Here is a 26,577-nt window from a genome sequence, read left to right as displayed (position 1 = left end):
GCATGACGGTTTGACGCGAAGAGCGCCCTGCGTACCTTGAGACTCCGACGGCGTTCGCCACCAGCTCCTTGAGATGATGAGGGAGGCGCAGGCGAGTTCTGCTACTCCGCCGCCTGGGCCGGCATGGGAGCCGGCGGCACCCACCTGAGCACCGGTTTCCGCGCCGCTTGCGTCTCGTCGAGCCGCCGTCGCGGAGCGTGATAGGGTGCGCCCTTGAAACGGGCCGTGTCTCCCGCTTTCGCGGCCATGGCGAGGTCGCGCAGGGAAGCGATGAAGAGGTCGAGGGAGGCCTTCGATTCGGACTCGGTCGGCTCGATCAGCATGGCGCCGTGCACGACGAGCGGGAAATACACCGTCATCGGATGGTAGCCCTCGTCTATCATCGCCTTGGCCATGTCGAGCGTGGTGATGCCCGTCCCTTCGAGCCATTGATCGTCGAACAAGACCTCATGCATGCAGGGCTTGTCGCCGAAGGGCAGCGACATCAGGTCGGACAGAGAGGCCCGGACGTAATTGGCGTTCAGCACGGCGTCCTCTGAAGCCTGCCGCATCCCATCCGAGCCGTGCGACAGCATGTAGGCGAGCGCCCGCACGAACATGCCCATCTGGCCGTGGAAGGCGGTCATCCGGCCGAAAGGCGATGCGCCCTCGACGTCGTCCGCATTCTCCACGAGCTGGAAGCCCTGGCCATCGTCGCGCACGAAGGGCACCGGCGCGAAGGGCGCGAGCGCCTCGGACAGGACGACAGGTCCGGCGCCGGGCCCGCCTCCCCCGTGCGGGGTCGAGAAGGTTTTGTGCAGGTTGATATGCATGGCGTCGACGCCGAGATCGCCGGGCCTGACCTTGCCGACGATGGCGTTGAAATTGGCGCCGTCGCAATAGAAGTAGCCGCCGCATTCGTGCAGAGCGTCGGCGATCATTTTGGCCCGCGGCTCGAAGAGGCCGCAGGTATTTGGGTTCGTCAGCATGATGGCCGCGATGTCGGGGCCGAGCAGCGGGCGGACATCGGCGATGTGGACCCAACCGTCGTCGCGGGCCGGGACGGGCCTCACCTTGAAGCCGATCAGGGCGGCGGTCGCCGGATTGGTGCCGTGCGCCGATTCCGGCACGAGCACGACGTTACGGGTCGCGGCCTCGCCGCGCGCCGCGATGGCAGCCTTGATCGCCATCATGCCGAGGAGTTCGCCATGCGCGCCCGCCTTCGGCTGAAGGGCGACGGCCGGCATGCCGGTAAGCGTCGTGAGATAGCGGGCGAGTTCCGTCATGAGCGCGAGTGCGCCCTGCACGGTCGAGATCGGCTGCAGCGGGTGGATGTCACCGAAGCCCGGCAGCCGGGCCATGCGCTCGTTCAGCCGGGCATTGTGCTTCATCGTGCAGGAGCCGAGCGGAAACAGGCCCGTATCGATGCCGTAATTCTGGTGGGAGAGCCGCACGTAATGCCGCATCGTCTCGGGTTCGGAGAGGCCGGGCAGCCCGATGGGCTCCTGCCGCTCCAGCCCGCCGAGCCGCGTCCGGTGGGGGCCGGGCTCGTCGAGATCGACCCCCGTCGCCTCCAGCCGTCCGATCTCGAAGATCAGCGGCTCGATCTGGGCCAGCGCCCGATTGCCCGTGAAGGTCGGATGATGGGCCCGCATCGAGCCGGACGCATCCGCGCGCCCGACCGGCGGGCGCTCGCCATCCGGCGCGCCGGACACGGCGGGTTCGTCGGCGACAGCCGTGAGGGAGGTCTGGCGACCTTGGCGGTTCAACATGATGCGATTCCCGTGTCGGGGTCGATTGCGGCCTGCGGCGAGCCGGCCCTCCCCTCCGCCTTGCGGGGGGAGAGCGAGGTTGGGGCTGCCCTCATCGAGTCAACGCCTCCGAGAGGCCTTGGACGAGAGCCGCCCGGTCCTCATCCGTGTTCACCTCGGTCGAGGCGACGAGGAGGAGGTCGTCGAGGCCCTGTCCGGGGAGGAGGCGCGACACGGGCACCCCGGCCAGGATGCCACGCTCCGCCAAGGCTTCCACGATCGCGGCAGCTGGCTTCGGGAGCCGGATTGTGAATTCGTTGAAGAAGGTCGTGTTGAGAACCGCGACGTCCGGCAAGTCGGCCAGACTGTCGGCCAACGCGACGGCATTCGCGTGATTGACCCGGGCCAGGCGGGCGAGGCCTGTCTCGCCCAGAAGCGTCATGTGAATGGTGAAAGCCAGACAGCAAAGGCCTGAATTCGTGCAGATATTCGAGGTCGCCTTGTCGCGGCGGATATGCTGCTCGCGTGTCGAGAGGGTCAGCACGAAGCCGCGGCGGCCCTCGGCGTCGACCGTCTCGCCGCAGAGCCGGCCCGGCATCTGGCGGATGTATTTCGTGCGGGTCGCGAACAGGCCGACATAGGGGCCGCCGAAGGAAAGCGCGTTCCCGATCGACTGGCCTTCGCCGACGATGATGTCGGCCCCCATCGCGCCGGGCGATTCGACGAGGCCGAGCGACATGGCCTCCGTGAAGACGGCGATGAGGAGCGCCCCGTGGCGGTGCGCCGCCTCGGCGATCGGCCGGAGGTCGCGGAGGTTGCCGAACATGTCCGGGCTCTGGACAATGACGCAGGAGGTGCTGCCGTCGATCGCGGCCACGATGTCCTCGCTCGCCCGCACGTCCGGCGGCAGAGAGACGACGTCGTCGCCCGACATGTGCGAGATGGTGCGGACGACCTCGCCATAATGCGCGTGCAGGCCACCGGAGAGCACCGCCCGGCGGCGCCTCGTGACCCGGTGGGCCATCAGCACCGCCTCGGCCGTGCCGGTCGAGCCGTCATACATCGAGGCGTTGGCGACCTCCATGCCGGTCAGCGCCGCGACCTGGGTCTGGAACTCGAACAGATATTGCAGCGTCCCCTGCGCGATCTCGGGCTGGTAGGGCGTGTAGCTCGTCAGGAATTCCGAGCGCTGGATCAGGTGGTCGACGCTTGCCGGGACGTGATGCTTGTAGGCGCCGGCGCCGACGAAGAAGGGCACGCTCGAGGCGGGCACGTTCCGGGCGGCCATGCGGCCGAGGATGCGTTCGACCTCCAATTCTCCCCGATGCCGCGGCAAGTCGGGCGGCTCCGGCAGGAGCGCGCCTTCGGGCACGTCGGCGAAGAGGGCGTCGATCGAGTCGATGCCGACCCGGCCGAGCATCGTGGCGCGGTCGGTCTCGGTCAGCGGGAGGAAGCGCATCAGGCAAACCTTCGGGTTTGGCCGCTCACCCCGGCGCAAGCCGGGGCCCAGGAGGGGTTCTGGGTCCCGGCTTGAGCCGGGACGAGCGGGAGAGGGGCGCCGGTCATCGGGCCGGCGCCGCGATCGTGATCTCGGTCAGGACCGAATTCGCGAGGTAGCATTCGTCGTGAGCGGCATGGTGGAGCGCCTCGATGGCGGTGGCATCCGGGACGGCGTCGCCGCCGAAGATGACCTCCGGCGAGAGCGTGACCGCGCTCATGAAGAGCTTGCCGTTCGCGTTGCGGGCCATGTGCCCGCTCGCCGCGTCCCGGTAGCTCTCGACCACGAAGCCGCGTTTCGCCGCGAGATGGAGGAAGAACAGCATGTGGCAGCTGGAGAGGGCCGCCACGAAGGCCTCCTCGGGATCGACGGCGTCCTCGCGCGAATAAGGCAAAGGCACCGACGAGGGCGCGGAGGAAGCCGGCACCTCGACGCCGCCGTCGAAGAGCCAGCGATGGCCGCGGCTGTAGCGGTTGTCGAGGAAGGCATCGCTGCCCCGCCTCCACTCCACCACCGCCGAGTAGCTGTGCGACATCGCTACGGTCAGCTGATCGAGGCCACATAGGCCGCGTAATCCGCCTCGGTCATGAGCCCGTCGAGCTCCGCCGGATCGGACAATTCGAGCTGCATGAACCAGCCGCGGCCGGCCGGATCCTCGTTCACGGTCGCGGGCATGTCCTCGAGCTCGCCGTTCACGGCCGTCACCGTGCCGGATACGGGCGCGAAGACCTCGCTCGCCGCCTTCACGCTCTCGACCACCGCGGCCTCCTCGCCCTTGACGAGGGTCCGGCCGACCGTGGGCAATTCGACATGGACCACGTCGCCGAGTTGCGACTGCGCGTAGTCGGTGATCCCGACGGTCGCGACGTCGCCCTCGACCGAGACGTATTCGTGATCCTTGGTGTAGCGAACGGTCATGGATGCTCCTCAGCGCCTGTAGCGGTGTGGGACGAACGGCATTTTGACGATCTGGCCCGGCACGGTGCGGCCGCGGACCACCAGTCCGACCGCGGTGCCGACGGCGGCGAAATCCGGGACGACATAGCCCATCGCGACCGGCGCCCCGACGGTCGGGCCGAAGCCGCCCGACGTCACCTTGCCGATCAGTTCGCCGGCCGCGTCGAGGATGTCGGCATGCTCGCGGGCGGGGCTGCGGCCCTCGACCCGGATGCCGACGCGGCGCCGCACCGGGCCCTCCGCGATCTCGCGCGCGATGCGAATCTGGCCCGGGAAGCCGCCCGCCTCGCGCCGTCGCTTGCCGATGGACCAGGTCAAGCCGGCCTCGACGGGCGAGGTCTCCTGGTTGATATCGTGACCATAGAGCGGAAGCCCCGCCTCGAGCCGCAGCGAATCGCGGGCGCCGAGCCCGCTCGGGCGCACGCGTTCGTCCCGGAGGAGCAGGGCCCAGAGGTCGGCCGCCTGCCCGGCCGCGACCGAGATCTCGAAGCCGTCCTCGCCTGTATAGCCCGACCGGCTGAGATGAACCGGCATCCCGGCGAGGGTCGCGGAGGCGGTTTGCATGAAGCTCATCGTGGCCAGCGAGGGCTCTAACCGGGCCAGCACGTCCGCCGCTTGCGGACCCTGCAGCGCGAGGAGAGCGCGGTCCGGCATCGGCTGGAGCGAGACACCGTCCGGAAGGGTGGCGGCCATGAGGCGATAATCCGCATCCTTGGTGCCCGCATTGACGACGAGGAGGATCTCACCGTCCTGGGCGGGATCGGCGGGCCGCGCGACCATCAGGTCGTCGACGATGCCGCCCTCCTCGTTCAGGATCTGGGTGTATCGCTGCTGGCCGGGACGAAGGCCGAGCACGTCGGCGGCCACCATGCCCTCGAGCGCGCGCGCCGAGGTCGCGAAATCGGGGCCGACGAGCTTGGCCTGGCCCATATGGGAGACGTCGAACAGGCCGGCCTGCTCGCGCGTCCAGGCATGTTCGGCCAGGATTCCGGACGGATACTGGACCGGCATCGCATAGCCGGCGAAGGCGACCATACGGCCGCCCGCAGCGATATGGAGGGACGCAAGCGGCGTCTCTGCGAGGGGTGCCTCCGCCTGCTGGGCGGGCTCGGCGGTCTCTTGGTCGGCCATCGATCACCCCGGACACGGTTGCGCTGCTCTCCCGCGGACCGCGCAACCCGAGGGTTCGCAGCCGCAAGAAACGCGCCCCCTCTGTCCCGGGACCTGAGAGATTTCCCCCTGCGGCCTGTGCCGCACGGGTTACGCCCTTCGGTGGACGCCGCGTGTGTCGCGGCGTCGCTTTCCAGAGTGCCAGCTCCCCGCGGTCCTGGTGCCTGAGCGTTTCCGGGGCGGTTGCGCCTTCGGCGTCGAACGATGCCTCGCGGCTCCGTCCGAACTCTCCCGCGGGGATCAGCGGCACCGTTTCTTAGGGAGGGTGCGACGAAGCTGTCAATCGCCGCCGCGCTTCCGCCGCTTCGCTCCGGCATCCAGGGCCCATGACCGCCATCCGCCTGATCGATCGACGACGTCTCGGAACGCTCGCCCTTGCGGGCGGGCTCGGCCTCCTCTCGGCCCCGGCCCGGGCCCAGGCCGCGAACCAGTGGTTCGCCGTCATGGGCGACAATGGCCAGCCCGTGCCGAACTACCGCGCACCGGTGGAACTCGTCGAGGATATCGAGGACTTGCCCGGTGCGATCTGGGCCGGGCCGCGCTCCGCCTCGGTGAAGCTCATCGAATTCTACGATTATAACTGTCCCTGGTGTCGGGCAGCGGAAAAGGCGCGGGACGCGCTCCGGATGGAAGAGCCCGACCTGCGGGTCGGGCTCGTCAACAACCCGATCCTGTCGCCGGCTTCGGCCGCGGCCGCCAAGGTGGATCTCGCGCTCCTCACGCTGAAGGGCGCGGGCGCATCCTACGGCCTGCATCGGCGCCTCTTCGAGACGCCCGGCCGGATCGACGGGCCAAGAGCGCTCGACGCGGCTGTCGAATTCGGCGCCGAGCGGGGAAAACTCGAAACGCTGGCCGCGTCCTCGGAAATCGGCGAGATGCTCGCCCGCCAACAGCGGCTCGCGGCCTCGCTCGGTATTTCGGCGACGCCGTCCTACGTGGTGGGGGGCGCGACCGTGCTGGGCTATCCCGGTGCCCAGGCGCTTGCCCGGATCGTGGCCTCCGCCCGGCGCTGCGGGTCGATCAGCTGCTGATCGTCAACCCCGGCGGCGGCGGGGCGATGCAGCAGCAGCCGCGCCCCCGAGCCCGACCTCGATCTCGTATTCTCCCGTGCCGGGCGGCACGATCATGTCGCTCTCGATCGCCATGAACGAGCTCTGCGTGTCGTTCGCCGGAATGGTGACGGCGACCCGCTTGAGCCGGCTCACGATCACGCGATCGCCGCGCTTGATCTGAAAGGTGACGGGCACGTCGAAGCGGCCACCGCCGCCGCCCGCCCCCAGCAGCGCCCTGCCTTCCAGCCCGACCTTGACGGAGATCGCGCCTCCCGCCCGCTCGATGCATTCCCGGGCGACATTGGCGATGGAAATCTGGCTCGTGCCGCGCCGGAGGGCGGCTCCGCCGTCCGCCACCGTGACGGCCGGACATTCCGTGGCCTCGACCTCGACCGCACGTGCGAGCGGGGGCTCGGTCGTGCTGCCGTAACGGAGCATGTTGCCGAGGGTCGATCCCATGTCGCTGCCCCCCGAGCCGGACGAGGTGCAGGCCGGCAGCGCCAGCATGGCGACGAGGAGAAGCGGCCCCGAACCCAACTTTATCGTGAACCGCATCGCATCGACCTCAGGGCAGCGCGTCGAATCCGGGCCCGAAACCTTCCAGAGAGACCGGGATCCCGACCCCCTCCTCCGGCGTCTGGAAGACGATGAAGGTCGCCTGCTTGCCGGTCTTGAGCTGGTTCAAGAGATTGTCTTCCATCACCACCTCGGCGACGCAACCCGTCGTGAGGCACCGGACGAAGCCCGCCCGCCCGACATCGACATTGTCGATCTTGAGGCCGAGCCCGGCCGGCAGAAGCACGCCCAGCGGCGCGACGACCCGGAGCAGGCGGCTTTTCGCATCCGCGGTCTTCAGCACGATGACCAGGAGGGTGATGTTGGGGCGATCCTCGGCCGCGACGTTCTGGACGAGCGCGCATTGCTCGGCCTGAGCGCCGGCCGGTGTCTCGCAGCGGAGCTGCCAATCCCGGAAGGAGTTGCGGACGACGCCCTGAGCGAAGGCCGGCGGAGAACCTGACAGGGCCAAAGCCACCAGCGCGACGGCCGCCAGGGTCCATCGCCGGCAGCACCGCCCCGAAGGGAAACGCGTCGACATCACCACTCCTCCGGGCTCGAAGGGGAGCCCGCTCGCAAGCGCGGTTTCGGACCATGCGGGGGCGGGGCTGTCAAGCGCGAACCGGGCGGCCTGGTCGGCTGGACGCGGCGCCCGTCGCCGGAGCTCCGGGAGAGGCCCTTATGACGCATTTCCGGACCGGCCCGCGCGATTGCGTCGGCCTGCGCCTTGTGGTCTTAAACGGTTCGAAAGTGCGGCGCCGAGGCGCCTGATCTGCGACCGGGCGTTCCCAGGATCTCGCTGCCGCAGACCGAGACGCAGAGCCGAACCCGCAGGGTCCGAGAGGGTCTGGAATCGTGAGAGTGAGTGCTAAGGCCGTGGGCACCGGACTGGGTGCTGTCGTCGTGGGCATGTGGGCGAGCGTCGCGCTTGCCGCCGGCACGGGCCGGCCCGAACCCTGGCAGATCGCGATGCAGAATCCGGTCACTCCGATCGCGGAACAGCTGCATTCCTTCCACACCATCCTGATGTGGCTGATCACGGCCATCACCCTCTTCGTTGCGGGCCTGATCGCCTATTGCGCCTTCGCCTTCAACGAGAAGGCGAACCCGACACCGTCCAAGACCGCGCACAACACGGCGATCGAGATCGCCTGGACGATCCTCCCCGTCCTGATCCTCGTCATCATCGCGATCCCGTCTTTCCGGCTTCTGCGCGCGCAGCTCATCATCCCGCCGGCCGACATGACCATTAAGGCTACGGGGAACGCCTGGTATTGGGGGTACGAGTATCCGGGCGACAAGGACGGCAAGGGCGGGTTCAAGTTCGACGCGAACCTGGTCGAGGAAAAGGACCTGAAGCCCGGCCAGATCCGCCTCCTGGCGACCGACAATGACGTCGTCGTCCCGGTGAATAAAGTCGTGCGGGTTCAGGTCACCGCGGCAGACGTCCTGCATGCCTTCGCGATGCCGTCCTTCGGCATCAAGGTCGACGCCGTGCCGGGGCGCCTGAATGAGACCTGGTTCAAGGCCGAGCGCGAGGGCACCTATCACGGCCAGTGTTCGGAACTCTGCGGGCAGCGCCACGCCTACATGCCGATCACCATCCGGGTCGTCAGCGACGCCGAGTACGCGGCCTGGGTTGCGGAAGCGCAGACCAAATACGCCGCGATCGAACCGCCGGCAGCGGCACGCAAGCTTGCCGACTCCCGCATCCAGAACTGATTCCGTCAGAACACGAGGACCGAAGGGTCTCCCGATGGCACATGCAGCCCACCTCGATCACGCCCATGATCACGAGCACCACACGCCGACCGGCTGGCGTCGGTGGTTGTATTCGACCAACCACAAGGACATCGGCACCCTCTACCTGATCTTCTCCTTCTGCGCGGGTCTTGTCGGCGCGGCGCTGTCGATCGCGATGCGGCTCGAATTGCAGGAGCCGGGGCTGCAGATCTTCTCGAACCCGCAGACCTACAACGTCTTCGTGACGGGCCACGGCCTGATCATGGTATTCTTCCTGGTTATGCCCGCGCTGATCGGCGGCTTCGGGAACTGGTTCGTGCCGTTGATGATCGGCGCGCCCGACATGGCCTTCCCGCGCATGAACAACGTCTCGTTCTGGCTGACGGTCGCGGGCTTCGGCCTTCTCGTGGTCTCCCTCTTCTTCGAGGGCGCGCCGGGGTCTCTCGGCTTCGGCGGCGGCTGGACGGTCTACCCGCCGCTCTCGACCACCGGGCATCCGGGCCCGGCGCTCGATTTCGCCATCCTGTCGCTTCACCTGGCGGGCGCGGCGTCAATCCTGGGCGCCATCAACTTCATCACCACGATCCTGAACATGCGCGCGCCCGGCATGACGATGCACAAGATGCCGCTTTTCGCCTGGTCGATCCTGGTGACGGCGTTCCTGCTGCTGCTCGCGCTTCCTGTCCTGGCAGGAGCGATCACCATGCTGCTGACCGACCGCAATTTCGGCACGACCTTCTTCGATCCGGCCGGCGGCGGCGATCCGGTCCTCTACCAGCACCTGTTCTGGTTCTTCGGCCACCCCGAAGTCTACATCATGATCCTGCCGGCCTTCGGCATCGTGTCGCACATCATTTCGACCTTCTCGAAGAAGCCGATCTTCGGCTATCTCGGCATGGCCTACGCGATGGTCGCGATCGGCGTCGTCGGCTTCGTCGTGTGGGCCCACCACATGTACACGGTCGGCCTCTCGCTGCAGACGCAGGCCTATTTCGTCTTCGCCACGATGGTCATCGCGGTGCCGACGGGCGTGAAGATCTTCTCCTGGATCGCGACCATGTGGGGCGGCTCGATCCGCTTCTCGGCCGCGATGCATTGGGCGATCGGCTTCATCTTCCTGTTCACGGTCGGCGGCGTCACCGGCGTCGTGCTCGCGAATGCCGGCATCGACCGCTACATGCACGACACCTATTACGTCGTCGCGCACTTCCACTACGTGCTGTCGCTCGGCGCCGTGTTCATGATCTTCGGCGGGATCTATTATTGGTTCCCGAAGATGTCGGGCCGCATCATTCCGGAGAATATTGGCATCCTGCACTTCTGGGTCTCGTTCATCGGCGCGAACGTGCTTTTCTTCCCGATGCACTTTCTCGGCCTGGCCGGCATGCCGCGACGCTATGCGGATTATCCGGATGCCTTCGCGGGCTGGAACCGGGTCGCCTCGTTCGGCTCCTACCTGTTCGCTTTCGGCCTCCTGATCTTCCTGTACGGACTCTGGCGCGCCTTCCAGTCGAAGGAGCAGGCCGCGAACAGCCCATGGGGTGCCGGCGCGACCACGCTCGAATGGACGTTGCCGTCGCCGCCGCCGTTCCACCAATACGAGACGCTGCCGGTCATCGCCGACACCGATCACCATTGACCAACCGCTCATCCCGGCGAAAGCCGGGACCGAGGAGCCTTCTCAGCCTATGCCCGCTGGATCCCGGCTTCCGCCGGGATGAGCGGCAAGGCTCTGATGCCGTCACTGCAGACTGAGCATTATGACCACGCTGTCCAAGACCTTCGATCCCATCACTGCTCCCGCCGCGATTGCCGGCGGCGGGGAGGTGCGCGACTATTTCATGCTTCTGAAGCCGCGGGTGATGTCGCTCGTCGTGCTGACGGCATTGGTCGGCATGCTGGTGACGCCGTCTGGCATCCATCCGGTCCTGGCGGCCGCGTCGCTCCTGATGATCGCGATCGGCGCCGGCGCGTCGGGCTGCCTCAACATGTGGTGGGACGCCGACATCGACTCGGTGATGACCCGCACGCGGACGCGTCCGATCCCGGCCGGGCGGGTCACGCCGGGCGAAGCCTTCGCATTCGGAACCGCCCTTTCGGTGGGCTCCGTCCTGGCGCTCGGGCTCATCGCGAACTGGCTTTCCGCGCTTCTTCTCGCGCTCACCATCCTGTTCTACGTCGTCGTCTATTCGATGGGCCTGAAAAGGGTCACGGCACAGAATATCGTGATAGGCGGGGCCGCGGGCGCTCTTCCCCCGATCATCGGTCAGGCTGCCGTGACCGGCGCCGTCCACCTGGACACCATCGTCCTCTTCGCAATCATTTTCGTCTGGACGCCACCGCATTTCTGGGCGCTGGCGCTCGTCAAGTCGGGAGAATATGGCCGCGCCGGCATTCCGATGCTGCCGAATGTCGCCGGCCCGGACGCGACGCGCCTGCAGATCCTGCTCTACACGCTCGTCCTCGTGCCGCTCGCCCTCATGCCGGGCCCGCTTGGCTTCGGCGGTACCGGCTACATGGCGATCGCGACCCTTTCGGGCGGGGCGATGCTGGCCTTGGCCGTGAAGGTCTACCGGCGCCGGACCGGCGAGTCCGCGGACCGGGCCGCCATGGAACTGTTCGGTTTCTCGATCCTCTACCTGCTGCTCCTCTTCGCGACGCTCCTGTCGGAACACGGATTCGGTCTCTTCCGGGCATTGCCATGGTCGGCGACGTGAGCATGCCAGGGCCGAGCCTCCCTCCTCCGAGCGAGGCGGACCTTAAGCGGCGGCGGTCGCGCTCGATCGCCATCGCGATCTCGCTGGGCTTCATGGTGTTGCTGTTCTACGCCGTGACGATCGCGAAGATCGGGCCCCAGATCCTGGCGAGGCCGATGTGACCGCGCGCGTCACGACGGACGTCGGCAATCGCCGTGGCCGCCGGATGACGCTCGTCGCCTGCGGTTCGCTCGCGCTGCTCATGGTGGGCGCGGCTTATGCCGCCGTGCCGCTCTACAACATGTTCTGCCGGGTCACCGGCTATGACGGCACGCCGATGGTCCGCTCGACGGAAGCGTCCGAAACCCTCTCCCGGAAGGTCTCGGTCCGCTTCGATACGAATGTCGCGCCCGGGCTCCGCTGGAGCTTCTCCCCTGAGATGCCCGAGGTGGCGGCCCGTATCGGCGAGACCCGGACCGTGTTCTTTCGGGTCAAGAACGAAGGCCCGGCCATGAGCCGTGGGATCGCCACATACAACGTCCAGCCCGGCCAGGCAGGAGCCTTCTTCGTCAAGATGAAGTGCTTTTGTTTCGACGAGCAGGCCCTGGCACCGGGCGAGTCGATGGATTTCCCGGTCGTATTCTACGTGGACCCGGCACTCGCCAAGGACCGGAATCTCGACGGTCTCTCGTCCATCACCTTGTCCTACACCTATTTCGCCTCCCGGAACGGCGAGCCGGTCGCAGCCGTTGACTCGGGCAAGCCGAAGACGTGAAGGCGTGACAGAATGCAGCCGACCGGCGTAAGCCGGGCGGAGCGAATGGAAGCAGGTTTGCCGGCCCGCGGGACGGCGGAGAAGAGCGGATCATGGCAGAGGCCACCCAGGTCAAGCACGATTACCACCTCGTCGATCCGAGCCCGTGGCCCCTGATCGGGTCGCTCTCGGCCTTCACGATGATGATCGGCCTCGTCATGACGATGAAGGGGCTTGGTCCCGAGACGTTCAAGATCGGACCCTACGTGCTCGGCGCCGGAATCCTCGGCGTCCTCTACACCATGATGAGCTGGTGGAGCGACGTCGCCTGGGAGGCCGGGCCCGGCCATCACCACACGCGCGTCGTGCAGCTGCACCACCGCTACGGCATGATGATGTTCATCGCATCCGAAGTGATGTTCTTCGTGGCCTGGTTCTGGGCCTATTTCGACGCCGCGCTCTATGCCGGCGATGCGATGCAGTATCTCCGGGCGGACAAGCTCGGCGTGTGGCCGCCCAAGGGCATCGAGACCTTCGATCCCTGGCATCTGCCGCTTCTCAACACGCTGATCCTGCTCACCTCGGGCACGACCGTGACCTGGGCCCACCACGCCCTGATCGAGGGCGACCGGAACGGCGTGAAGCAGGCGCTTTGGCTGACCGTCGCCCTCGGCGTCCTGTTCACCGTCTGCCAGGTCTTCGAATACAGCCACGCCGCCTTCGGCTTCGCGGGCCACATCTACGGCGCGACCTTCTTCATGGCGACGGGCTTCCACGGCTTCCACGTCGTCATCGGGACCATCTTCCTCGCCGTTTGCCTGCTTCGGATGTATTGGGGCCAGTTCACGCCGACCCAGCATCTCGGCTTCGAATTCGCGGCCTGGTATTGGCATTTCGTCGACGTGGTGTGGTTGTTCCTGTTTGCCGCGATCTACGTCTGGGGCTCGGGCGGCGCGACGGCGGCACACTGACGAGCACGTATCTCGACACCATATGAAATGGGCGGCCCCGAGCCGCCCTTTTCATTTTGCGGATTGTGGCTGCGGTCCGCCGGGAGTTCCAAGCTTTGGCTTTCGACCGTGCGACGCCTCCGGCTCTCACCACAGGATGGCGAGGCCGCTGTCCCCGCTGCGGGCGCGGGCATCTCTTCGACGGCTACCTGACGGTGAGCCCACGCTGCGAAGTCTGCGGTCTCGATTTCGCCTTCGCCGATTCGGGCGACGGTCCGGCCTTCTTCGTGATGAGCTTCGTCGGGATCGTCGTGGTCGGGCTCGCGATGATGGTGGAATTCACCTACGAGCCGCCGCTCTGGGTCCACGCCCTGCTCTGGGGGCCGACCATGTTGGGGCTCAGTCTGGCGCTTCTCCGGCCCGCCAAGGGCCTTCTCATCGCGCTGCAATTCGGGCGGAAGGCCGAGCAGGGCCGGTTGAAGTCATGAGCGAGGTACCGGCGGTTCGGACACGCCTCGCATCGCTCGCGATGCCCGCCGTCGCGACTGGAATCGCACTGGCTGTCCTGGTCTCGCTCGGGAATTGGCAGCTCGATCGCAAGAGCTGGAAAGAGGGCCTTCTTGCCCAGATCGAAAGCCGCGCCTACGGCGAGGCGGGCGAGGTCCTGCCCGAGGCGTCGTGGTCCGACTGGCGCGCGGAAGCCGACGAGTTCCGACGCATCGAACTTCGTGGCACCCTCCTGCACGATCTCACGGTTCCGATCCACGGGCTGGCAGAAGAGCGTCGCGGGCTGGCCGTGCAGGGCTTCTACCTGTTCACGCCTCTCCGGCGTTCCGACGGCTCGGTCGTCGTCGTCAATCGCGGCTTCGTGCCGACCGAGTTGCGCGACGCAACCCTGAGCGCGGCCGCGAGCGGCCCGTCCGAAGCCCGCATCGTGGGCCTGGTTCGCGCTCCGGAAACGCGGGCGCTATTCGTCCCCGGGAACGACGCGGGGCGTAACAGCTGGTTCGTCCGAAATCTGTCCGATATTGCGGAGGCGAAGCGGCTCACGCGTGTCGCCCCGTTCTACGTCGATGCCGACGCGACTCCGCAGACCGGTGGGTGGCCGAAGGGAGGGCAGACCCAACTGACGCTTCGGAACAGCCACCTGCAATATGCCGTGACATGGTTCGGCCTGGCCGGAACCCTGATCGCGGTGTTCGGCGCCTTCGCATGGCGCCGTTGGACGGGCCGGGAGCCCGGGTCAGCCGGCGAGCTTGAGGCCCGCGATACCGGCCACGATCAGTCCGATGCAGCCGAGCCGCATCAGGGTCGCCGGTTCGCCGAATAGCGTCATGCCGAGAAGCGCGGCACCGACGGTGCCGATGCCCGTCCAGACCGCATAGGCGGTGCCGACCGGCAATGTCTTTAGCGCGATTCCGAGGAGAACGATGCTCACGACCATGCTGACCACAGTGATCGCCGTCGGCAGCGGGCGCGTGAATCCCTCCGAGTATTTGAGTCCGATCGCCCAGCCGATCTCGAACAGCCCAGCGACGATGAGGATGAACCAAGTCATGACGCGGGCGAGGCAGAACCTCGGCCCGCGTCACGATGACAGGCGTTCCGCATCACCGGGAACGCCCGTCCGATCACATGCCACGCATCATGCGGCGCTCGACCTTCCGGCGCATGACGCGGCGCTCCATCCGGCGATCCATACGGCGCTCCATGCGACGACGCATCATGCGGCGCTCCATCCGGTCCATCATCTGGACCTTGTGGATGTCGGAGGACTCGATGGAGCCGAGCGGGTTCGTGGTCGAAACCGGCGCAGCGTGCGCAGCCATGCCGAAGCCGGCGAGGCCGACGGACACGACCAAGGCAGACAGGGTGAATCGCATTATCTTCTCCCGAAGGGCTTCACGACGATAACCGGGCGGTTCCGCCGACCGAAGCACGAGAACAAACGACCACTCCGCCCAGATAGTTTCTTGTGAATGAGAACATTTTGGAAGGCCGAAATCGTTCCGCCGTCATCGTGGGTTCAGGGCCGCCCGATCCACCCTCGTCTTGGCCTCTCGCGGCCGAGACACTAGGGTCGCAACGCGACAGCGGAACCCACATGCTGCACATCTCGACACGGGGCGAGGCGCCCGCCCTGTCATTCACCGACGCGATGCTCGCCGGTCTCGCGCGCGACGGGGGCCTCTACGTCCCCGAGACTTGGCCGAGTCTCGGCAGGACCGAGATCGCGGCCTTCGCGGGCCGGCCCTACCCCGAGGTCGCCGCCGCTGTGCTGCGTCGTCTCACGGGAGGCGAGTTCGCGGACGCGGATCTCGTCCGGATGATCGACGACGCCTATGCCGGATTTCGTCATCCGGCCACCTGCCCGCTCGTGCAGATCGGCGACGGCCTGTTCGTACAGGAACTCTTCCACGGCCCGACGCTCGCCTTCAAGGACGTCGCGATGCAGCTCCTCGGCCGCATGATGGAGAGCGCGCTCGCGGCCCGGGGCAGGCGCGCCACGATCGTCGGCGCGACGTCGGGGGACACCGGCAGCGCGGCCGTGGCCGCCTTCGAAGGCTCGAGTCGTGTCGACGTCTTCATCCTCTACCCGCACGGGCGCGTGTCGGACGTCCAGCGCCGGCAGATGACGACGATCGCGGCCGAGAATATCCACACCGTCGCGATCGAGGGCTCGTTCGACGATTGCCAGGCGATCGTGAAGGCCCTGTTCGGGCGCACGGCCTTCCGCGACGAGATGCAACTCTCGGGCGTGAATTCCATCAACTGGGCCCGCATCGCCGCGCAGGCGGTCTATTATGTGACGGCAGCCGTCGCGCTCGGTTCACCTCATCGCCCCGTCTCCTTCGCCGTTCCCACGGGCAATTTCGGCGATGTGCTCGCCGGCTGGGTCGCCAAGCGCATGGGCCTGCCGATCGAGCGGCTCGTCATCGCGACGAATGCGAACGACATCCTGGCCCGCACGCTCGCAACCGGCCGCTACGAGGTGACGGCGGTCGTGCCGACCACCTCACCCTCCATGGACATCCAGGTCTCGTCGAATTTCGAGCGGCTTCTCTTCGAGGCGCATGGCCGCGACCCGGAGGCGGTGCGCCGCCTGATGGCGGGCCTCGCCCAATCGGGGTCCTTCGCCATCGCGGACGCGCCGCTCGCGGCGATCCGGGCCGAGTTTGAAGGCCATGCCGTCCCGGAGAGCGAGGTCGAAAACGAGATCGGCCGGACCTGGCGCGAGGCCGGCTACCTGCTCGACCCGCACACCGCCATCGCAGTTCGGGCGGCCCGGGCGCATCTCGCGGCCGATCCCCACGTGCCGGTCGTCGCGCTCGCGACCGCGCATCCGGCCAAATTCCCGGACGCGGTCCTGCGCGCGAGCGGCATGCGGCCCGCCCTCCCCCCACATCTCGCGGAACTCATGACCCAGCCCGAACGCATCACGATCCTGCCGAACGACCCCGCCGCGGTGGAAGCCCATATCCGGCGCGAAGCGCGTGCGGTCCGGAACCACGCGGCATGAGCGGCGCAGTAACGTCGGAGCCCGGCATCCGGGTGTCGCATCTGGACAACGGCATCGCGGTCGTGAGCGAGGCGTTGCCGGGCGTGAAGACGGCGAGCGTCGGGGTGTGGGTCGCGGCGGGATCGCGCCACGAGCACGACGACGAGCACGGCCTGTCGCATCTCATCGAGCATATGGCCTTCAAGGGCACGACGCGGCGCAGCGCCCGCCGCATCGCCGAGGACATCGAGAATGTCGGGGGCGAGATCAATGCCGCGACATCGACCGAGTTCACGAGTTACACGGCGCGGGTGCTGGGCGAGGATACCGGCCTCGCCATCGACGTGCTCGGCGACATTCTGACGGGCTCGCTCTTCGACAAGGTCGAACTCGCCCGCGAGGTGAACGTCATCCTGCAGGAATACGCCTCGGTCGAGGATTCTCCGGACGACGTCGTCATGGACGCCTTCATGGAGCATGCCTTCGCCGGCCAGGCGATCGGGCGCCCGATCCTGGGCCGGCCTGAGACGATCCGAAGCTTCGACGCCGCCAAGATCCAGCGCTTCATGGAGCGGGAATACACGCCCGCCCGCATGGTCGTCGCCGCGGCCGGAGCGGTCGAGCACGAGGCGGTCGTCGCGAGCGCTGCGGCCGCGCTCGGCGGGATCCCGGCCCGAGACGCACCGACGCTCGGGCCCGCGAGCTACACCGGAGGCGAGAAGCGCCTCCGCCGCAAGCTGGAACAGGCCAATCTCGTCATCGGCCTGCCGGGCGTCTCCTTCCGCGACCCGGCCTATTTCGCCCTGCACATGTTCGCCCAGGCGCTCGGCGGCGGCCTCACTTCCCGGCTCTGGTACGAGGTCCGCGAGACGCGCGGCCTCGCCTACGCGATCGATGCCTTCCACTGGCCCTTCACCGATTCTGGCCTCTTCGGCATCGGGGCGGGCACATCGCGGGAAGACCTGGCTGAACTCGTCGATGTCGTCACCGCGACGGCCCGGGCCACGACCGAAGGGCTCGAGGCGGACGAACTCGCGCGCGGCAAGGCGCAGCTCAAGGTGTCGCTGCTGGCCGCCCTCGAATCGCCGGCGGGGCGCATCGAGCGCGCCGCCCGGCAGTTGCTCGCCTGGGGCCGGATCATCCCGGCGGAAGAGACGGTCGCGCATGTCGATGCGGTGACGCTCGATCAGGTCCGCGAAGCCGGCCGCCGCACCCTCGCCGGGCCGGTCACGGTCGCGGCGATCGGGCCGATCCGGACGCTGCAGTCGACGGCCCGCATCGGCGCGGGATTCCAGGCTGACCCGCGACCCTGATTCAGCCGCAAAGAGCGCGCAACTCCACATTCCCATCCATCGATCCCGCGAGGCCGGCCGGTCCTTTCAACCCGTTCCGCCTTGCCGCCGGGCAGGAGCGCCGGTACCAAGGCCGAAGCCGGATCCCAGGGCCCGGACCCTCTCCACGTTGCGCTTTCTCCACCTCTTCATCGGGCTCATCGCCGCGCTCCTCGGTCCGATTCTCGTGTCCGGGTCGGCCGCGGCCGTGGAAGCCGTCCGGGTCTCGCCCCAGAACGTGGCGATCGACCTCACGCCGATGATCGAGCATTACAACTCGAGCGGCGACCTCATCCAGATCTCGACCGCCCCGGGTCGCGACGGGATCGTGCGGCGCATCGCCGTGAAGGCGCGTGAATCCGGGACGAGCCCCGGCTGGATCGCCTTCGCGCTCACGAATTCATCCGACGAGCAGATCGAGCGCCTGCTCGTCACGCCGCATTTCCGTCTGGTCAATTCGGGCGTGGTCTGGCCCGATCTCGGTTCGACCCGCATCGCTGCGATCACGGCGAGCGAAGGCATCCGGCCGGAGCGTGAGCCGTCATCGGATGCCGACCTGTTCCAGATCACGCTCGATCCCGGCACGACCGTCACCTTCGTGGCCGAGCTCGCGACGGGCAATGTCGGGCAGGTCTATCTCTGGGAAGCCGAGGCCTACAAGCAGAAGCTGAACGGCCTCACCCTCTACAAGGGCATCATCATCGGCATCGCGGGGCTGCTCGCGCTGTTCCTCACCATCGTCTTCGTCGTCAAGGGCGCCCTCGTCTTCCCGGCGGCCGCGGCGCTGGCCTGGTCGGTGCTCGCCTATGCCTGTATCGACTTCGGCTTCTTCCAGCGCATTTTCCCGATCCCGGAACAGGCCGAGAGGATCTATCGGGCGGGGGCGGAAGCGGTCCTGGCCGCGACGCTTCTCGTCTTCCTCTTCGCCTATCTGAACCTGAATCGCTGGCATGTCCGCTACTCGACGGTCAGCCTGTTCCTGCTCGTCTTCCTGGCCGCATTGATCGGATTGTCCGTCGTCGACCCTCCGATCGCGGCCGGCGTCGCCCGCATCTCGATCGGGGTCCTGGCCGTCGTCGGCCTGATCCTCGTGCTCAACCTGGCGATCCGGGGTTTCGACCGCGCCATCATGCTGATCCCGACCTGGCTCCTGCTGGTGGTCTGGGTCGGGGCGGCCGGCCTGACCGTCGTCGGGCAGCTCAGCAACGACCTCGTCCAGCCGGCTCTGATCGGCGGGCTCGTCCTCATCGTGATGCTGATCGGCTTCACCGTCATGCAGCATGCCTTTTCGGGCGGCACGCTGGCCAGCGGGTTGGGGCACGACGCCGAGCGGCGCGCACTGGCGCTGACGGGCTCGGGCGATCTCGTCTTCGATTGGGACGTGGTCGGAGATCGCGTCTATGTCTCGCCCGACCTCGAACACCAGCTCGGACTGAAGCGCGGCACCCTCAGCGGAGGCGGCGCCGATTGGCTGGACGCCGTGAACGCGCTCGATCGCGAGAAATACCGGGCCTCCCTCGATTCGGTGATCGAGAACCGGCGCGGCCGGCTCGCCCTGGACTTCCGCTTGCGCTCAGCCGGCGGGGCTTTTCACTGGTTCCGCCTCAAGGCTCGCCCGGTGGTCGGGACCGACGGTGAGGTGATCCGCATCATCGGCACGCTCGCCGACGTCACCGACACCAAGACCGCAGAAGAACGCATCCTGCACGACGCGGTCCACGACAACCTGACCGGGCTGCCGAACCGGCACCTGTTCCTGGATCGGCTCGAGGCGGTGCTGGCGCTGACCAGCGGCGACGACGCCTTCCGCCCCACCGTGATCGTGCTCGACATCGACCGGTTCCGGCATGTGAACGAGTCGGTCGGGCATTCGGCCGGCGACTCGATCCTCCTCACCTCGTCGCGCCGCCTCTCGCGCCTGCTCCGACCGCAGGACACTTTGGCCCGCTTCGCCGGCGACGAGTTCGCGATCCTGCTCCTGTCGGAGCACAAGGAGGAGCGGATCGACGTCCTGGCCGAACAGATCCGGCAGGCGCTCTCGACCCCCATCACCTATTCCGAACGCGAGATCTTCCTCACGGGCTCGATCGGCGTGGCGCGCCATGACCCGGAGGCGCGGGTCAAGGCCGAGGAACTGATCCGAACGGCCGAGATCGCGGTCGCTCATGCGAAACGGCTCGGCGGCGATCAGGTCGAGCGGTTCGACCCGTCGATGCGGCAAACGTCGCGCGGCGACCGGCTCGGCCTCGAGGGCGATCTTCGACGCGCGATCGACCGCGAGGAGCTGCGGGTCGCCTTCCAGCCGATCGTCCGGCTCGAGGACCGGACCATCGCCGGTTTCGAGGCGCTACTGCGCTGGGACCATCCCCGCTTCGGCGCGATCGGACCGCAGACCTTCATTCCCATCGCCGAGGAAACGGGACTGATCGTCGATCTCGGCCTGTTCGCGCTGGAGCGCACCGCGCATGAACTCGCGGCCTGGCAGCGGGCGCTGGACGTCGACCCGCCGATCTTCGCCTCGGTCAACGTGTCGAGCCGTCAGCTCCTGAAACAGGACCTGCTGCACGATCTGAAGACGGTGCTGGCTCGCACGGGCGTGGCCCCGGGCTCCCTCAAGCTCGAATTGACCGAGAGCCTGGTCATGGAGAACCCGGAATATGCGGCCCAGATCCTGACTCGCATCCGCGAGCTGGGCGCCGGGCTCTCGCTCGACGATTTCGGCACGGGCTATTCGGCGCTGTCCTACCTGCAGCGCTTCCCATTCGACACGATCAAGATCGATCAGTCCTTCGTGCGCGACCTCACCGCCGGCAAGCCCGTGATCCTGCGCTCGATCGTGAAACTCGCCCAGGAACTCGGCATGGACGTGGTCGCCGAGGGCGCCGAAAGCGAGAGCGAGGCCATCGAACTCTACCATACCGGCTGCGACTACGCGCAGGGCTTCGTCTTCGGCGAGCCGATGACGGTCGCCCAGGCCCGGCAGCTCGTCGGAGCAGCGAAGGCGGACGCCTGAGGTTCGATCGTCATTCCGGGGCTCGGCGAAGCCGCCAACCCGGAACCCGCGGCCGCACGGGGCGTGGATTGCTTCCTGTTCTCCCGCCCGTCCGTAGGTTCCGGGTTCCGCTTCGCGGCCCCGGAATGACGGCGTGCTCTCACGCCCTCCCGGCCTCGCTCGACAGCATGCCGGGATGGATGCCGATCTTGCGGAGAGCGAGGTCGTATTTCAGCTCGATCGAAGCCTCGAAGACGAGGCTCGAATCGGCCGGGCAGTTCAGCCAGCCATTCGCCTGGATCTCGCTCTCGAGCTGGCCCGGCGACCAGCCCGCATAGCCGAGCGCCAGGACGGCGTTCTCCGGCCCGTCGCCCCGTGCGATGGCGCGCAGGATGTCGACCGTCGCTGTCAGGCAGACCTCCTCGTCGATGGCGAGCGTCGACTGATCCAGGAAAAAATCGGGCGTGTGCAGCACGAAGCCGCGGCTCGTTTCGACGGGGCCGCCCATCAGGACCTTCATGCGCTCGGTCTGCGGCCGGAGCCGGATCTCGTCGCCCTCGGGGATGATGTCGAGCTGGACGAGCAGCTCCGAGAAGCTGACATCGGCCGCCGGCCGGTTCAGCACGATGCCCATCGCGCCCTCGGCGGAATGGGCGCAGATGTAGATCACCGTGCGGCGGAAGCGGTCGTCCTGCATCCCGGGCATGGCGACGAGCATCTGCCCGTCGAGATACCCGGCATGGGCTCCCCGGCTCGTGGCCGGATCCGGTGATCGGCTCGTGCGCATCCCACCATGCTACGCGCCGGCCCGCCATTGTCCAGCGACCAGGCCGGCCGCGACCTCGACGGACGGCCGGCGCCGGGATAAGCGGACGCATTCAGACGGAGAGACATGCAGATGACGATCAAGCTCGGCGACCAGCTTCCGCAGGCGACCTTCCGCGTCATGACGCCAGACGGCCCGGCCGCGAAGACGACCGACGATATCTTCAAGGGCCGCAAGGTGGCGCTGGTCGCAGTGCCGGGCGCCTATACGCCGACCTGCGACCGCAACCACCTGCCCGGCTATGTCAGCCACGTCGACGAGATCAAGGCGCTCGGGATCGACGCGATCGCGGTGACGGCCGTGAACGACGTGTTCGTGTTGAAGGCCTGGAGCGCCTCGACCGGCGCCGACGGCAAGGTCGAGATGCTGTCCGACGGCAACGGCGATTTCGCGAAGGCGCTCGGGCTGTCCTTCGACGGGTCCGGCTTCGGGCTCGGCACGCGCTCGCAGCGCTATTCGATGCTGGTCGATGATGGGGTGGTGAAGTCGCTCAACATCGAGGATTCACCCGGCAAGGCCGACATCTCGGGCGCCGAGAATTTCCTGAAGCAGTTCGGGGAAGGCCAGCAGGCCGCCTGAGCAATGTAGCTTAAGCCGGCTGCGTGCTTCGAGGCTCGCCCACCCGCTTCGCGGGACCGGCCCGCATCTCAGCATGAGGACGTGGGTGGATCCGGAATTTCCGCCACGCTCCTCATCCTGAGGCGCCCCGCGAAAGCGGGGTCTCGAGGACGCACAGCCTGCCGGCCTGATCCTCGGCGGGCCGCCTGCCCCCTACGCTACCGGCCCCGCATCGACTGGATCGCGGCCCGCGCGAGCCCGTCGACGCGGTTGTTGCGGGCGTCGGTCGCGTGGCCCTTCACCCAATGCCAGGTGACGTCGTGGCGGCGGTTCGCGTCGTCGAGGCGGCGCCAGAGGTCGTCGTTCTTGACCGGCTTCCTGTCGGCGGTGAGCCAGCCCTTCGCCTTCCAGCCCTTGATCCAGCTCGAAATCCCGTTCCGGACATATTGGGAATCCGTGTAGAGATCGACCTTGCAGGGCCGGCTCAGCGCGTCGAGCGCGGAGATCGCGGCCATCAGCTCCATGCGGTTGTTGGTGGTATGCGGCTCCGCCCCGGATATCTCGCGCTCCCGCCCGCCGAAGACGAGGAGCGCCCCCCAGCCGCCCGGGCCGGGATTCCCGGAACAGGCGCCGTCCGTGTAGACGGTGACGCGTTCGGTCGTCGTCTCGCTCACGAGCGCCATCCATATTCGCGCGCGCTCTCGACGCGGCGGTGGAAGGCGAGTTTGCGATCGTATTCGAGCGGGTCTTTCGGGCGAACGAGGGCGCCCGGCGGAACGTTCAGCCAGTCCACGAGCCGGGTCAGCAGGAAGCGAAGGGCCGACCCACGCGCGAGTGTCGGCAAGGCGGCGACCTCGTCCGGGCCGAGGCGCCGGACACTCTCATAACCGCCGATCATCGCGGCACCTTTCGTGGCGTTGTAGGACCCGTCCGGCTCGAAGCACCAAGCGTTGAGGCAGATGGCGAGGTCGTAGGCAAAGGCATCCGTGCAGGCGAAATAGAAGTCGATCAGGCCGGAGAGCTCGGCCCCGACGAAGAAGACGTTGTCCGTGAAGAGGTCCGCATGGACGATCCCGGGCGGCAGCCGTGACGGCCACGCGACCTGCAGGTGGTCGAGTTCCCGACGGATTCGCTCGGTCAATCCAGGCGCGACGCGGTCGGCGTCGTTTCCGGCACGGGCCAGAAGCGGCTCCCAGGCGGGCAGCGACAGCGCATTCGGCCGCTGCATGGCGAAATCGCTGCCCGCCTCGTGGAGCTGCGCCAGGGCGGCGCCCACGGCGCGGCAATGCGCCGGGGCCGGACGCCGCACGGCGAGCCCTTCGAGAAAGGTCACGATCACGGCCGGGCGCCCGGCGAGTTCCCCGAGCGCCTGTCCCCCCCGCGCCCGAACAGGAACCGGGCAGGTGAGGCCGCGCCCGGCGAGGTGCTCCATGAGGCCCAGGAAGAAAGGCAGGTCCTCGCTCCTCACCCGCTTCTCGTAGAGGGTCAGGATGAAGCGGGCGCGCGAGGTCTGGAGGAAGAAATTCGAGTTCTCGACACCCTCGGCGATCCCCTTGAAGGCCAGGATGTCACCGAGATCATAGGCTGCGAGAAAGGCCCGCAACTCCTCGTCTGACACGTCGGTATAGACGGCCATCAGGTCGAGCGGCCGCGGACGGAATGGAGCATGCGGCATCTGCAAAAGCGGGGGGCGAGCTGTCAAGACGCCGGTGCCCGTTCGGGGCAGCCGCCTCGTGTGCGATCCCGTTAACCCCGGGAAAACATGGGCCTGCGATAGTCCTTCTCTCGGGTGGAAGAGACATGATCGGTCGTTGGCTGAAGGACAGGTCGGGGGCGACCGCGATCGAATACGGGATGATCGCTGCGTTGATCGCGGCCGTGATCATCGTGTCGGTGGCGGCCACCGGCTCCGGCACGAACGGTTTGTTCGTGAAGGTGAAGACGGCTTTCATCACCTACCTGCCCTGAGGCCGCGGCGGCGCGAGGCTCGCTATTCGGCAGCCAACGCCGTCTGCCGCCCCGATCCGAGATTGTCCAGACTCTCGCGGATCTGGTCGGCCAGAGCGTCGGCCAGGGGATTTCTCCCGCCCGGCGCCCGCATCAGGCCGATCTTGCAGGTCGGAAGCGCCGGAAACCCCTCGCGCTGGCCGAGGATGCGCATGCCGCTCTTGATGGCGCTCTCGGGCAGGACGGAGACGGCGAGGCCGGCCACCACCGCGGCGCTGACCGCGGTCGAGTACCAGCTGACGTAAGCCATCCGGAACGGACGCCCGGCCTCCGACAAGGCGTCCGTCGCAGCGCGCCGCCAGTCGCAGGTATGGCGGCCGAGGGCCAGCGGGACCGGGTTCTCGTCCTGGACGCCGTGTCGGGCCGAGGCCACCCAGAGCAGCTGCTCGACCCGCACCACCTCCGAGATCGTATGGCCGTCGACCTGCGTGATGATGGCGAGGTCCAGCTCGCCGTCCCGCATTCCGGCCGTGAGAAGAGGGGTGGGCTCGCAGACGACCGTCACCTCCGCGCGCGGATTGGACCGCGAGAAGGTGGCCAGGATCTCGGGAAGGTAGCGGTCGGCGTAATCGTCCGGAAGCCCGAGCCGGATGCGCCCGACCAGGTCGGTCTCGGCGAAGGAGGCGACGCATTCGCTGTTCAGCCGAACGATCCGGCGGGCATAGTCGAGCAGGCGCTCGCCATCCTCGTTCAACTTGGAGGCCCGGCCGTCGCGCTCGAAGACGGGTCGTCCGACCCTTTCCTCGAGCCGCTTCATCTGCATGGACACGGCGGATTGCGTCTTGTGGACGATCTCGGCGGCCCGGGTGAAGGACCCGCTATCGGCGATAGCCACGAAGGTGCGGAGCTGGTCGATGTCGAGCATGTGCGGCATGGAACGGCCCTCCACCACTGCTAGTGATGTATTCCATCTCAGTCATTCGTTTTACGAATGCAAGCTCCGGGACCATAGGCCTGCATCGACGCCTTTCGCGTCGGGTCCCGCCGCAGGCGGGACGCCAGGAGCCTCGACCAGGAGCTCAGTCATGTCCACGATCCTCGAATCGCTCGCCGCCACGTCAGCCCGCCCGCAGCACGTCCTGCAGCGCGGCGTCCGGCATCTGGTGCGCGGGATCCTGGCCATGGGAAAAGCCATCGCGAACCGCCGGCGGGTGACGGAGATGCTCGAACTCGACGACCGCATGCTGAAGGATATCGGCCTCGATCGCTGCGACGTGCGGGGCGCGCTCGCCGGGCCGCTCGCGCACGATCCCTCGATCGTGCTGCGTCTTCGATCGGTCGACCATCGCGCCCGACAGCGCGCGCTCCAGGTTGCGGCTGGGCGCGTGAGGGCGGTCGAATCCTGCCTCTGAGGGTTCAACCCCTGGCGGGGGTGGCCCAGGCTCCGCCGATGATGCGCTGAAGCTGCGCGAGGTGCTGTTCCTGCACCTCGCGTCCCGTCTCGAACATGCTGGAGACGGCCTTGAACGGGTCCGGAATGGGCGAGGCCGGTGTGCTCGGGACGCTGCCCAGCATGGTCCCGATCGCCTTCGTCCAGGCTTCGAGCGGGGTGTCGGGCGGGGGCGGAGGCGGGGCCGGTCGAGCGCCGCTCCCCATCATGCGGCCTGCGACATCGGCCCAGGCCGTCCAGGGGTCCTGGGGCGGAGGCGGCGCTGCCGGGCGCGGCGCCGGGACGGCGGCCTTGATCGCCTTCGACCAGCGATCCAGGAATTCGGCAAAGCCTCCCACGGACGCATGCCGGAACATGCCTCCGATCAACGTCGCGGCCAGGGCCGGCATCATCTGCTGCAGCACCTGGGCTCCGATCCCGGTCACGGCCGAGACCTGGCTCGCCACCTGCCGGCCGATCTCGGGCGAGCCGAAAAGCTGCTGCATGAGCTTGTCGGCCGAACCTTGCCCACCGGGAAAGAAGGAGGGGGACGCCGCCCCGTCGAAAAACGGGGCGTAACGGCCCGACGAGACCATGCCGAGCATGTCGGCGAAGGTCGACGGGTTCATCATGTTGCGCTGGAAGGCCAGGCTGAAGGCCGGGAGCAGGGCCTCCACGGCGCGCTGGGTCTGGGCAGGACCAAGCCCGAACTGACCCGAGAGGGCATCGAAGCCGGCCCCGTCATGGGCCTGGCGTGCGATGTCGAAGAGATGGACCATACGGCGCTCCGGACCGGTTCGACCGGCCTGGTCGTCGCGCCCACATCCGGGCCGCGACGCCCCCGTCTCCGTAACACGATCCGCTCCAGGACGCAGAGCCCGGCGCGAGCC

At 67.7% G+C, this 26,577-nt stretch carries 29 protein-coding genes and 2 riboswitches; of the genes, 15 read left to right on the top strand and 14 right to left on the bottom strand.

Annotation, left to right across the window (positions count from 1 at the left end):
• Positions 1-101: 101 nt before the first annotated feature.
• The 5 genes from gcvPB to gcvT all read right to left on the bottom strand — a co-directional run bounded on the left by gcvPB (position 102) and on the right by gcvT (position 5,316).
• A complete protein-coding gene (gene gcvPB / locus ACFE87_RS06400; RefSeq protein ID WP_375458821.1) occupies positions 102-1,634 on the bottom strand; it encodes an aminomethyl-transferring glycine dehydrogenase subunit GcvPB in 1,533 nt (510 codons plus the stop codon).
• A 208-nt stretch (positions 1,635-1,842) separates the two neighbouring features.
• Positions 1,843-3,189 carry an aminomethyl-transferring glycine dehydrogenase subunit GcvPA gene (gene gcvPA / locus ACFE87_RS06395; RefSeq protein ID WP_375458789.1) on the bottom strand — a complete coding sequence of 449 codons (1,347 nt, stop codon included), beginning with the start codon at positions 3,187-3,189 and terminating at the stop codon, positions 1,843-1,845.
• A 103-nt stretch (positions 3,190-3,292) separates the two neighbouring features.
• Complete coding sequence (locus ACFE87_RS06390; RefSeq protein WP_375458788.1) at positions 3,293-3,763, bottom strand: OsmC family protein; 471 nt, start codon at positions 3,761-3,763, stop codon at positions 3,293-3,295.
• Between the two features lie 8 nt (positions 3,764-3,771).
• The gene (gene gcvH / locus ACFE87_RS06385) at positions 3,772-4,146 is read right to left on the bottom strand and encodes a glycine cleavage system protein GcvH (RefSeq protein ID WP_375458787.1); all 375 of its coding nucleotides are present in this window, start codon (positions 4,144-4,146) and stop codon (positions 3,772-3,774) included.
• A gap of 9 nt (positions 4,147-4,155) precedes the next feature.
• The gene (gcvT, locus tag ACFE87_RS06380) at positions 4,156-5,316 is read right to left on the bottom strand and encodes a glycine cleavage system aminomethyltransferase GcvT (RefSeq protein WP_375458786.1); all 1,161 of its coding nucleotides are present in this window, start codon (positions 5,314-5,316) and stop codon (positions 4,156-4,158) included.
• 77 nt (positions 5,317-5,393) lie between these two features.
• Positions 5,394-5,496: riboswitch (glycine riboswitch) on the bottom strand.
• A gap of 1 nt (position 5,497) precedes the next feature.
• Positions 5,498-5,599: riboswitch (glycine riboswitch) on the bottom strand.
• An 82-nt stretch (positions 5,600-5,681) separates the two neighbouring features.
• Between gcvT and ACFE87_RS06375 the strand changes: the two genes are divergently transcribed.
• A complete protein-coding gene (locus ACFE87_RS06375) occupies positions 5,682-6,386 on the top strand; it encodes a DsbA family protein (protein ID WP_375458785.1) in 705 nt (234 codons plus the stop codon).
• A 3-nt stretch (positions 6,387-6,389) separates the two neighbouring features.
• Here the strand turns inward: ACFE87_RS06375 and ACFE87_RS06370 are convergent, their stop codons facing one another.
• Positions 6,390-6,962 carry a hypothetical protein gene (locus tag ACFE87_RS06370; RefSeq protein WP_375458784.1) on the bottom strand — a complete coding sequence of 191 codons (573 nt, stop codon included), beginning with the start codon at positions 6,960-6,962 and terminating at the stop codon, positions 6,390-6,392.
• 10 nt (positions 6,963-6,972) lie between these two features.
• On the bottom strand, positions 6,973-7,503 hold the full coding sequence (locus ACFE87_RS06365; RefSeq protein ID WP_375458783.1) for an invasion associated locus B family protein: 531 nt from the start codon (positions 7,501-7,503) through the stop codon (positions 6,973-6,975).
• A gap of 368 nt (positions 7,504-7,871) precedes the next feature.
• Between ACFE87_RS06365 and coxB the strand changes: the two genes are divergently transcribed.
• The 8 genes from coxB to ACFE87_RS06325 all read left to right on the top strand — a co-directional run bounded on the left by coxB (position 7,872) and on the right by ACFE87_RS06325 (position 14,435).
• A complete protein-coding gene (gene coxB / locus ACFE87_RS06360) occupies positions 7,872-8,684 on the top strand; it encodes a cytochrome c oxidase subunit II (protein WP_375458820.1) in 813 nt (270 codons plus the stop codon).
• A 34-nt stretch (positions 8,685-8,718) separates the two neighbouring features.
• A complete protein-coding gene (ctaD, locus tag ACFE87_RS06355; protein ID WP_375458782.1) occupies positions 8,719-10,344 on the top strand; it encodes a cytochrome c oxidase subunit I in 1,626 nt (541 codons plus the stop codon).
• Positions 10,345-10,465: 121 nt separating this feature from the next.
• Positions 10,466-11,422, top strand: coding sequence for a heme o synthase (locus tag ACFE87_RS06350; protein WP_375458781.1), 957 nt, complete (start codon positions 10,466-10,468; stop codon positions 11,420-11,422).
• A gap of 2 nt (positions 11,423-11,424) precedes the next feature.
• Positions 11,425-11,583, top strand: a complete 159-nt coding sequence (locus ACFE87_RS06345; protein ID WP_375458780.1) for a hypothetical protein — start codon at positions 11,425-11,427, stop codon at positions 11,581-11,583.
• Entirely contained in the window at positions 11,580-12,176 is a 597-nt protein-coding gene (locus ACFE87_RS06340; RefSeq protein ID WP_375458779.1) for a cytochrome c oxidase assembly protein, read from the top strand. Before ACFE87_RS06345 ends, ACFE87_RS06340 begins: the two co-directional genes overlap by 4 nt.
• A 92-nt stretch (positions 12,177-12,268) precedes the next feature.
• Positions 12,269-13,126 (top strand): cytochrome c oxidase subunit 3, encoded by an 858-nt coding sequence (locus ACFE87_RS06335; protein WP_375458778.1) that lies wholly within the window; start codon positions 12,269-12,271, stop codon positions 13,124-13,126.
• Positions 13,127-13,221: 95 nt separating this feature from the next.
• Positions 13,222-13,593, top strand: a complete 372-nt coding sequence (locus ACFE87_RS06330) for a DUF983 domain-containing protein (RefSeq protein WP_375458777.1) — start codon at positions 13,222-13,224, stop codon at positions 13,591-13,593.
• Positions 13,590-14,435: an SURF1 family protein gene (locus ACFE87_RS06325; protein ID WP_375458776.1), complete on the top strand. Its 846-nt coding sequence runs from the start codon at positions 13,590-13,592 to the stop codon at positions 14,433-14,435. The genes ACFE87_RS06330 and ACFE87_RS06325 overlap by 4 nt, the downstream gene beginning before the upstream one ends.
• On the opposite strand, the gene sugE is transcribed toward ACFE87_RS06325, so the two are convergent.
• Together sugE and ACFE87_RS06315 are read right to left on the bottom strand one after the other, a co-directional pair.
• Complete coding sequence (sugE, locus tag ACFE87_RS06320) at positions 14,349-14,663, bottom strand: quaternary ammonium compound efflux SMR transporter SugE (RefSeq protein ID WP_375458775.1); 315 nt, start codon at positions 14,661-14,663, stop codon at positions 14,349-14,351. The genes ACFE87_RS06325 and sugE overlap by 87 nt on opposite strands.
• A 73-nt stretch (positions 14,664-14,736) precedes the next feature.
• Positions 14,737-14,988 carry a hypothetical protein gene (locus tag ACFE87_RS06315; RefSeq protein ID WP_375458774.1) on the bottom strand — a complete coding sequence of 84 codons (252 nt, stop codon included), beginning with the start codon at positions 14,986-14,988 and terminating at the stop codon, positions 14,737-14,739.
• 221 nt (positions 14,989-15,209) lie between these two features.
• On the opposite strand from ACFE87_RS06315, the gene thrC reads away from it, so the two are divergent.
• The 3 genes from thrC to ACFE87_RS06300 all read left to right on the top strand — a co-directional run bounded on the left by thrC (position 15,210) and on the right by ACFE87_RS06300 (position 20,948).
• Entirely contained in the window at positions 15,210-16,625 is a 1,416-nt protein-coding gene (gene thrC, locus ACFE87_RS06310; RefSeq protein ID WP_375458773.1) for a threonine synthase, read from the top strand.
• Positions 16,622-17,917, top strand: a complete 1,296-nt coding sequence (locus ACFE87_RS06305) for a M16 family metallopeptidase (RefSeq protein WP_375458772.1) — start codon at positions 16,622-16,624, stop codon at positions 17,915-17,917. The genes thrC and ACFE87_RS06305 overlap by 4 nt, the downstream gene beginning before the upstream one ends.
• A 148-nt stretch (positions 17,918-18,065) precedes the next feature.
• Positions 18,066-20,948 (top strand): EAL domain-containing protein, encoded by a 2,883-nt coding sequence (locus ACFE87_RS06300; RefSeq protein WP_375458771.1) that lies wholly within the window; start codon positions 18,066-18,068, stop codon positions 20,946-20,948.
• A 139-nt stretch (positions 20,949-21,087) separates the two neighbouring features.
• On the opposite strand, the gene ACFE87_RS06295 is transcribed toward ACFE87_RS06300, so the two are convergent.
• Positions 21,088-21,714: a YqgE/AlgH family protein gene (locus ACFE87_RS06295; RefSeq protein WP_375458770.1), complete on the bottom strand. Its 627-nt coding sequence runs from the start codon at positions 21,712-21,714 to the stop codon at positions 21,088-21,090.
• A 111-nt stretch (positions 21,715-21,825) separates the two neighbouring features.
• Here ACFE87_RS06295 and ACFE87_RS06290 point away from each other — a divergent pair, with 111 nt between their 5' ends.
• A complete protein-coding gene (locus ACFE87_RS06290; RefSeq protein ID WP_375458819.1) occupies positions 21,826-22,332 on the top strand; it encodes a peroxiredoxin in 507 nt (168 codons plus the stop codon).
• 197 nt (positions 22,333-22,529) lie between these two features.
• On the opposite strand, the gene rnhA is transcribed toward ACFE87_RS06290, so the two are convergent.
• Positions 22,530-22,994 carry a ribonuclease HI gene (gene rnhA, locus ACFE87_RS06285; RefSeq protein ID WP_375458769.1) on the bottom strand — a complete coding sequence of 155 codons (465 nt, stop codon included), beginning with the start codon at positions 22,992-22,994 and terminating at the stop codon, positions 22,530-22,532.
• Positions 22,982-23,947: a homoserine kinase gene (locus ACFE87_RS06280; protein WP_375458768.1), complete on the bottom strand. Its 966-nt coding sequence runs from the start codon at positions 23,945-23,947 to the stop codon at positions 22,982-22,984. The genes rnhA and ACFE87_RS06280 overlap by 13 nt, the downstream gene beginning before the upstream one ends.
• 164 nt (positions 23,948-24,111) lie before the next feature.
• On the opposite strand from ACFE87_RS06280, the gene ACFE87_RS06275 reads away from it, so the two are divergent.
• On the top strand, positions 24,112-24,279 hold the full coding sequence (locus ACFE87_RS06275; protein WP_375458767.1) for a Flp family type IVb pilin: 168 nt from the start codon (positions 24,112-24,114) through the stop codon (positions 24,277-24,279).
• A 22-nt stretch (positions 24,280-24,301) separates the two neighbouring features.
• On the opposite strand, the gene ACFE87_RS06270 is transcribed toward ACFE87_RS06275, so the two are convergent.
• Positions 24,302-25,192 (bottom strand): LysR substrate-binding domain-containing protein, encoded by an 891-nt coding sequence (locus ACFE87_RS06270; protein WP_375458766.1) that lies wholly within the window; start codon positions 25,190-25,192, stop codon positions 24,302-24,304.
• Between the two features lie 151 nt (positions 25,193-25,343).
• Between ACFE87_RS06270 and ACFE87_RS06265 the strand changes: the two genes are divergently transcribed.
• Positions 25,344-25,670, top strand: coding sequence for a DUF1127 domain-containing protein (locus tag ACFE87_RS06265; protein ID WP_375458765.1), 327 nt, complete (start codon positions 25,344-25,346; stop codon positions 25,668-25,670).
• A 4-nt stretch (positions 25,671-25,674) separates the two neighbouring features.
• On the opposite strand, the gene ACFE87_RS06260 is transcribed toward ACFE87_RS06265, so the two are convergent.
• Positions 25,675-26,466 (bottom strand): DUF937 domain-containing protein, encoded by a 792-nt coding sequence (locus tag ACFE87_RS06260; protein ID WP_375458764.1) that lies wholly within the window; start codon positions 26,464-26,466, stop codon positions 25,675-25,677.
• Positions 26,467-26,577: the final 111 nt, after the last annotated feature.

This window comes from uncultured Enterovirga sp. (genome assembly GCF_964242715.1).
Taxonomy (GTDB): Bacteria; Pseudomonadota; Alphaproteobacteria; order Rhizobiales; family Beijerinckiaceae; genus Enterovirga.
The sequence above is the reverse complement of the archived record's forward strand: the minus strand, read 5'-3'. Positions and strand labels throughout refer to the sequence as shown.

Coding starts and splice junctions, on each gene's coding strand:
- ACFE87_RS06370 (WP_375458784.1), bottom strand. CDS start 6,962: ATGCGGTTCACGATAAAGTTGGGTTCGGGGCCGCTTCTCCTCGTCGCC.
- ACFE87_RS06350 (WP_375458781.1), top strand. CDS start 10,466: ATGACCACGCTGTCCAAGACCTTCGATCCCATCACTGCTCCCGCCGCG.
- ACFE87_RS06390 (WP_375458788.1), bottom strand. CDS start 3,763: ATGTCGCACAGCTACTCGGCGGTGGTGGAGTGGAGGCGGGGCAGCGAT.
- ACFE87_RS06305 (WP_375458772.1), top strand. CDS start 16,622: ATGAGCGGCGCAGTAACGTCGGAGCCCGGCATCCGGGTGTCGCATCTG.
- ACFE87_RS06365 (WP_375458783.1), bottom strand. CDS start 7,503: ATGTCGACGCGTTTCCCTTCGGGGCGGTGCTGCCGGCGATGGACCCTG.
- coxB (WP_375458820.1), top strand. CDS start 7,872: ATGTGGGCGAGCGTCGCGCTTGCCGCCGGCACGGGCCGGCCCGAACCC.
- ACFE87_RS06280 (WP_375458768.1), bottom strand. CDS start 23,947: ATGGCCGTCTATACCGACGTGTCAGACGAGGAGTTGCGGGCCTTTCTC.
- ACFE87_RS06270 (WP_375458766.1), bottom strand. CDS start 25,192: ATGCCGCACATGCTCGACATCGACCAGCTCCGCACCTTCGTGGCTATC.
- ACFE87_RS06335 (WP_375458778.1), top strand. CDS start 12,269: ATGGCAGAGGCCACCCAGGTCAAGCACGATTACCACCTCGTCGATCCG.
- gcvT (WP_375458786.1), bottom strand. CDS start 5,316: ATGGCCGACCAAGAGACCGCCGAGCCCGCCCAGCAGGCGGAGGCACCC.
- ACFE87_RS06275 (WP_375458767.1), top strand. CDS start 24,112: ATGATCGGTCGTTGGCTGAAGGACAGGTCGGGGGCGACCGCGATCGAA.
- gcvPB (WP_375458821.1), bottom strand. CDS start 1,634: ATGCGGGCCCATCATCCGACCTTCACGGGCAATCGGGCGCTGGCCCAG.
- gcvPA (WP_375458789.1), bottom strand. CDS start 3,189: ATGCGCTTCCTCCCGCTGACCGAGACCGACCGCGCCACGATGCTCGGC.
- rnhA (WP_375458769.1), bottom strand. CDS start 22,994: ATGGCGCTCGTGAGCGAGACGACGACCGAACGCGTCACCGTCTACACG.
- ACFE87_RS06375 (WP_375458785.1), top strand. CDS start 5,682: ATGACCGCCATCCGCCTGATCGATCGACGACGTCTCGGAACGCTCGCC.
- sugE (WP_375458775.1), bottom strand. CDS start 14,663: ATGACTTGGTTCATCCTCATCGTCGCTGGGCTGTTCGAGATCGGCTGG.
- ACFE87_RS06325 (WP_375458776.1), top strand. CDS start 13,590: ATGAGCGAGGTACCGGCGGTTCGGACACGCCTCGCATCGCTCGCGATG.
- ACFE87_RS06265 (WP_375458765.1), top strand. CDS start 25,344: ATGTCCACGATCCTCGAATCGCTCGCCGCCACGTCAGCCCGCCCGCAG.
- ACFE87_RS06315 (WP_375458774.1), bottom strand. CDS start 14,988: ATGCGATTCACCCTGTCTGCCTTGGTCGTGTCCGTCGGCCTCGCCGGC.
- ACFE87_RS06290 (WP_375458819.1), top strand. CDS start 21,826: ATGACGATCAAGCTCGGCGACCAGCTTCCGCAGGCGACCTTCCGCGTC.
- ACFE87_RS06345 (WP_375458780.1), top strand. CDS start 11,425: ATGCCAGGGCCGAGCCTCCCTCCTCCGAGCGAGGCGGACCTTAAGCGG.
- ctaD (WP_375458782.1), top strand. CDS start 8,719: ATGGCACATGCAGCCCACCTCGATCACGCCCATGATCACGAGCACCAC.
- thrC (WP_375458773.1), top strand. CDS start 15,210: ATGCTGCACATCTCGACACGGGGCGAGGCGCCCGCCCTGTCATTCACC.
- ACFE87_RS06295 (WP_375458770.1), bottom strand. CDS start 21,714: ATGCGCACGAGCCGATCACCGGATCCGGCCACGAGCCGGGGAGCCCAT.
- ACFE87_RS06260 (WP_375458764.1), bottom strand. CDS start 26,466: ATGGTCCATCTCTTCGACATCGCACGCCAGGCCCATGACGGGGCCGGC.
- gcvH (WP_375458787.1), bottom strand. CDS start 4,146: ATGACCGTTCGCTACACCAAGGATCACGAATACGTCTCGGTCGAGGGC.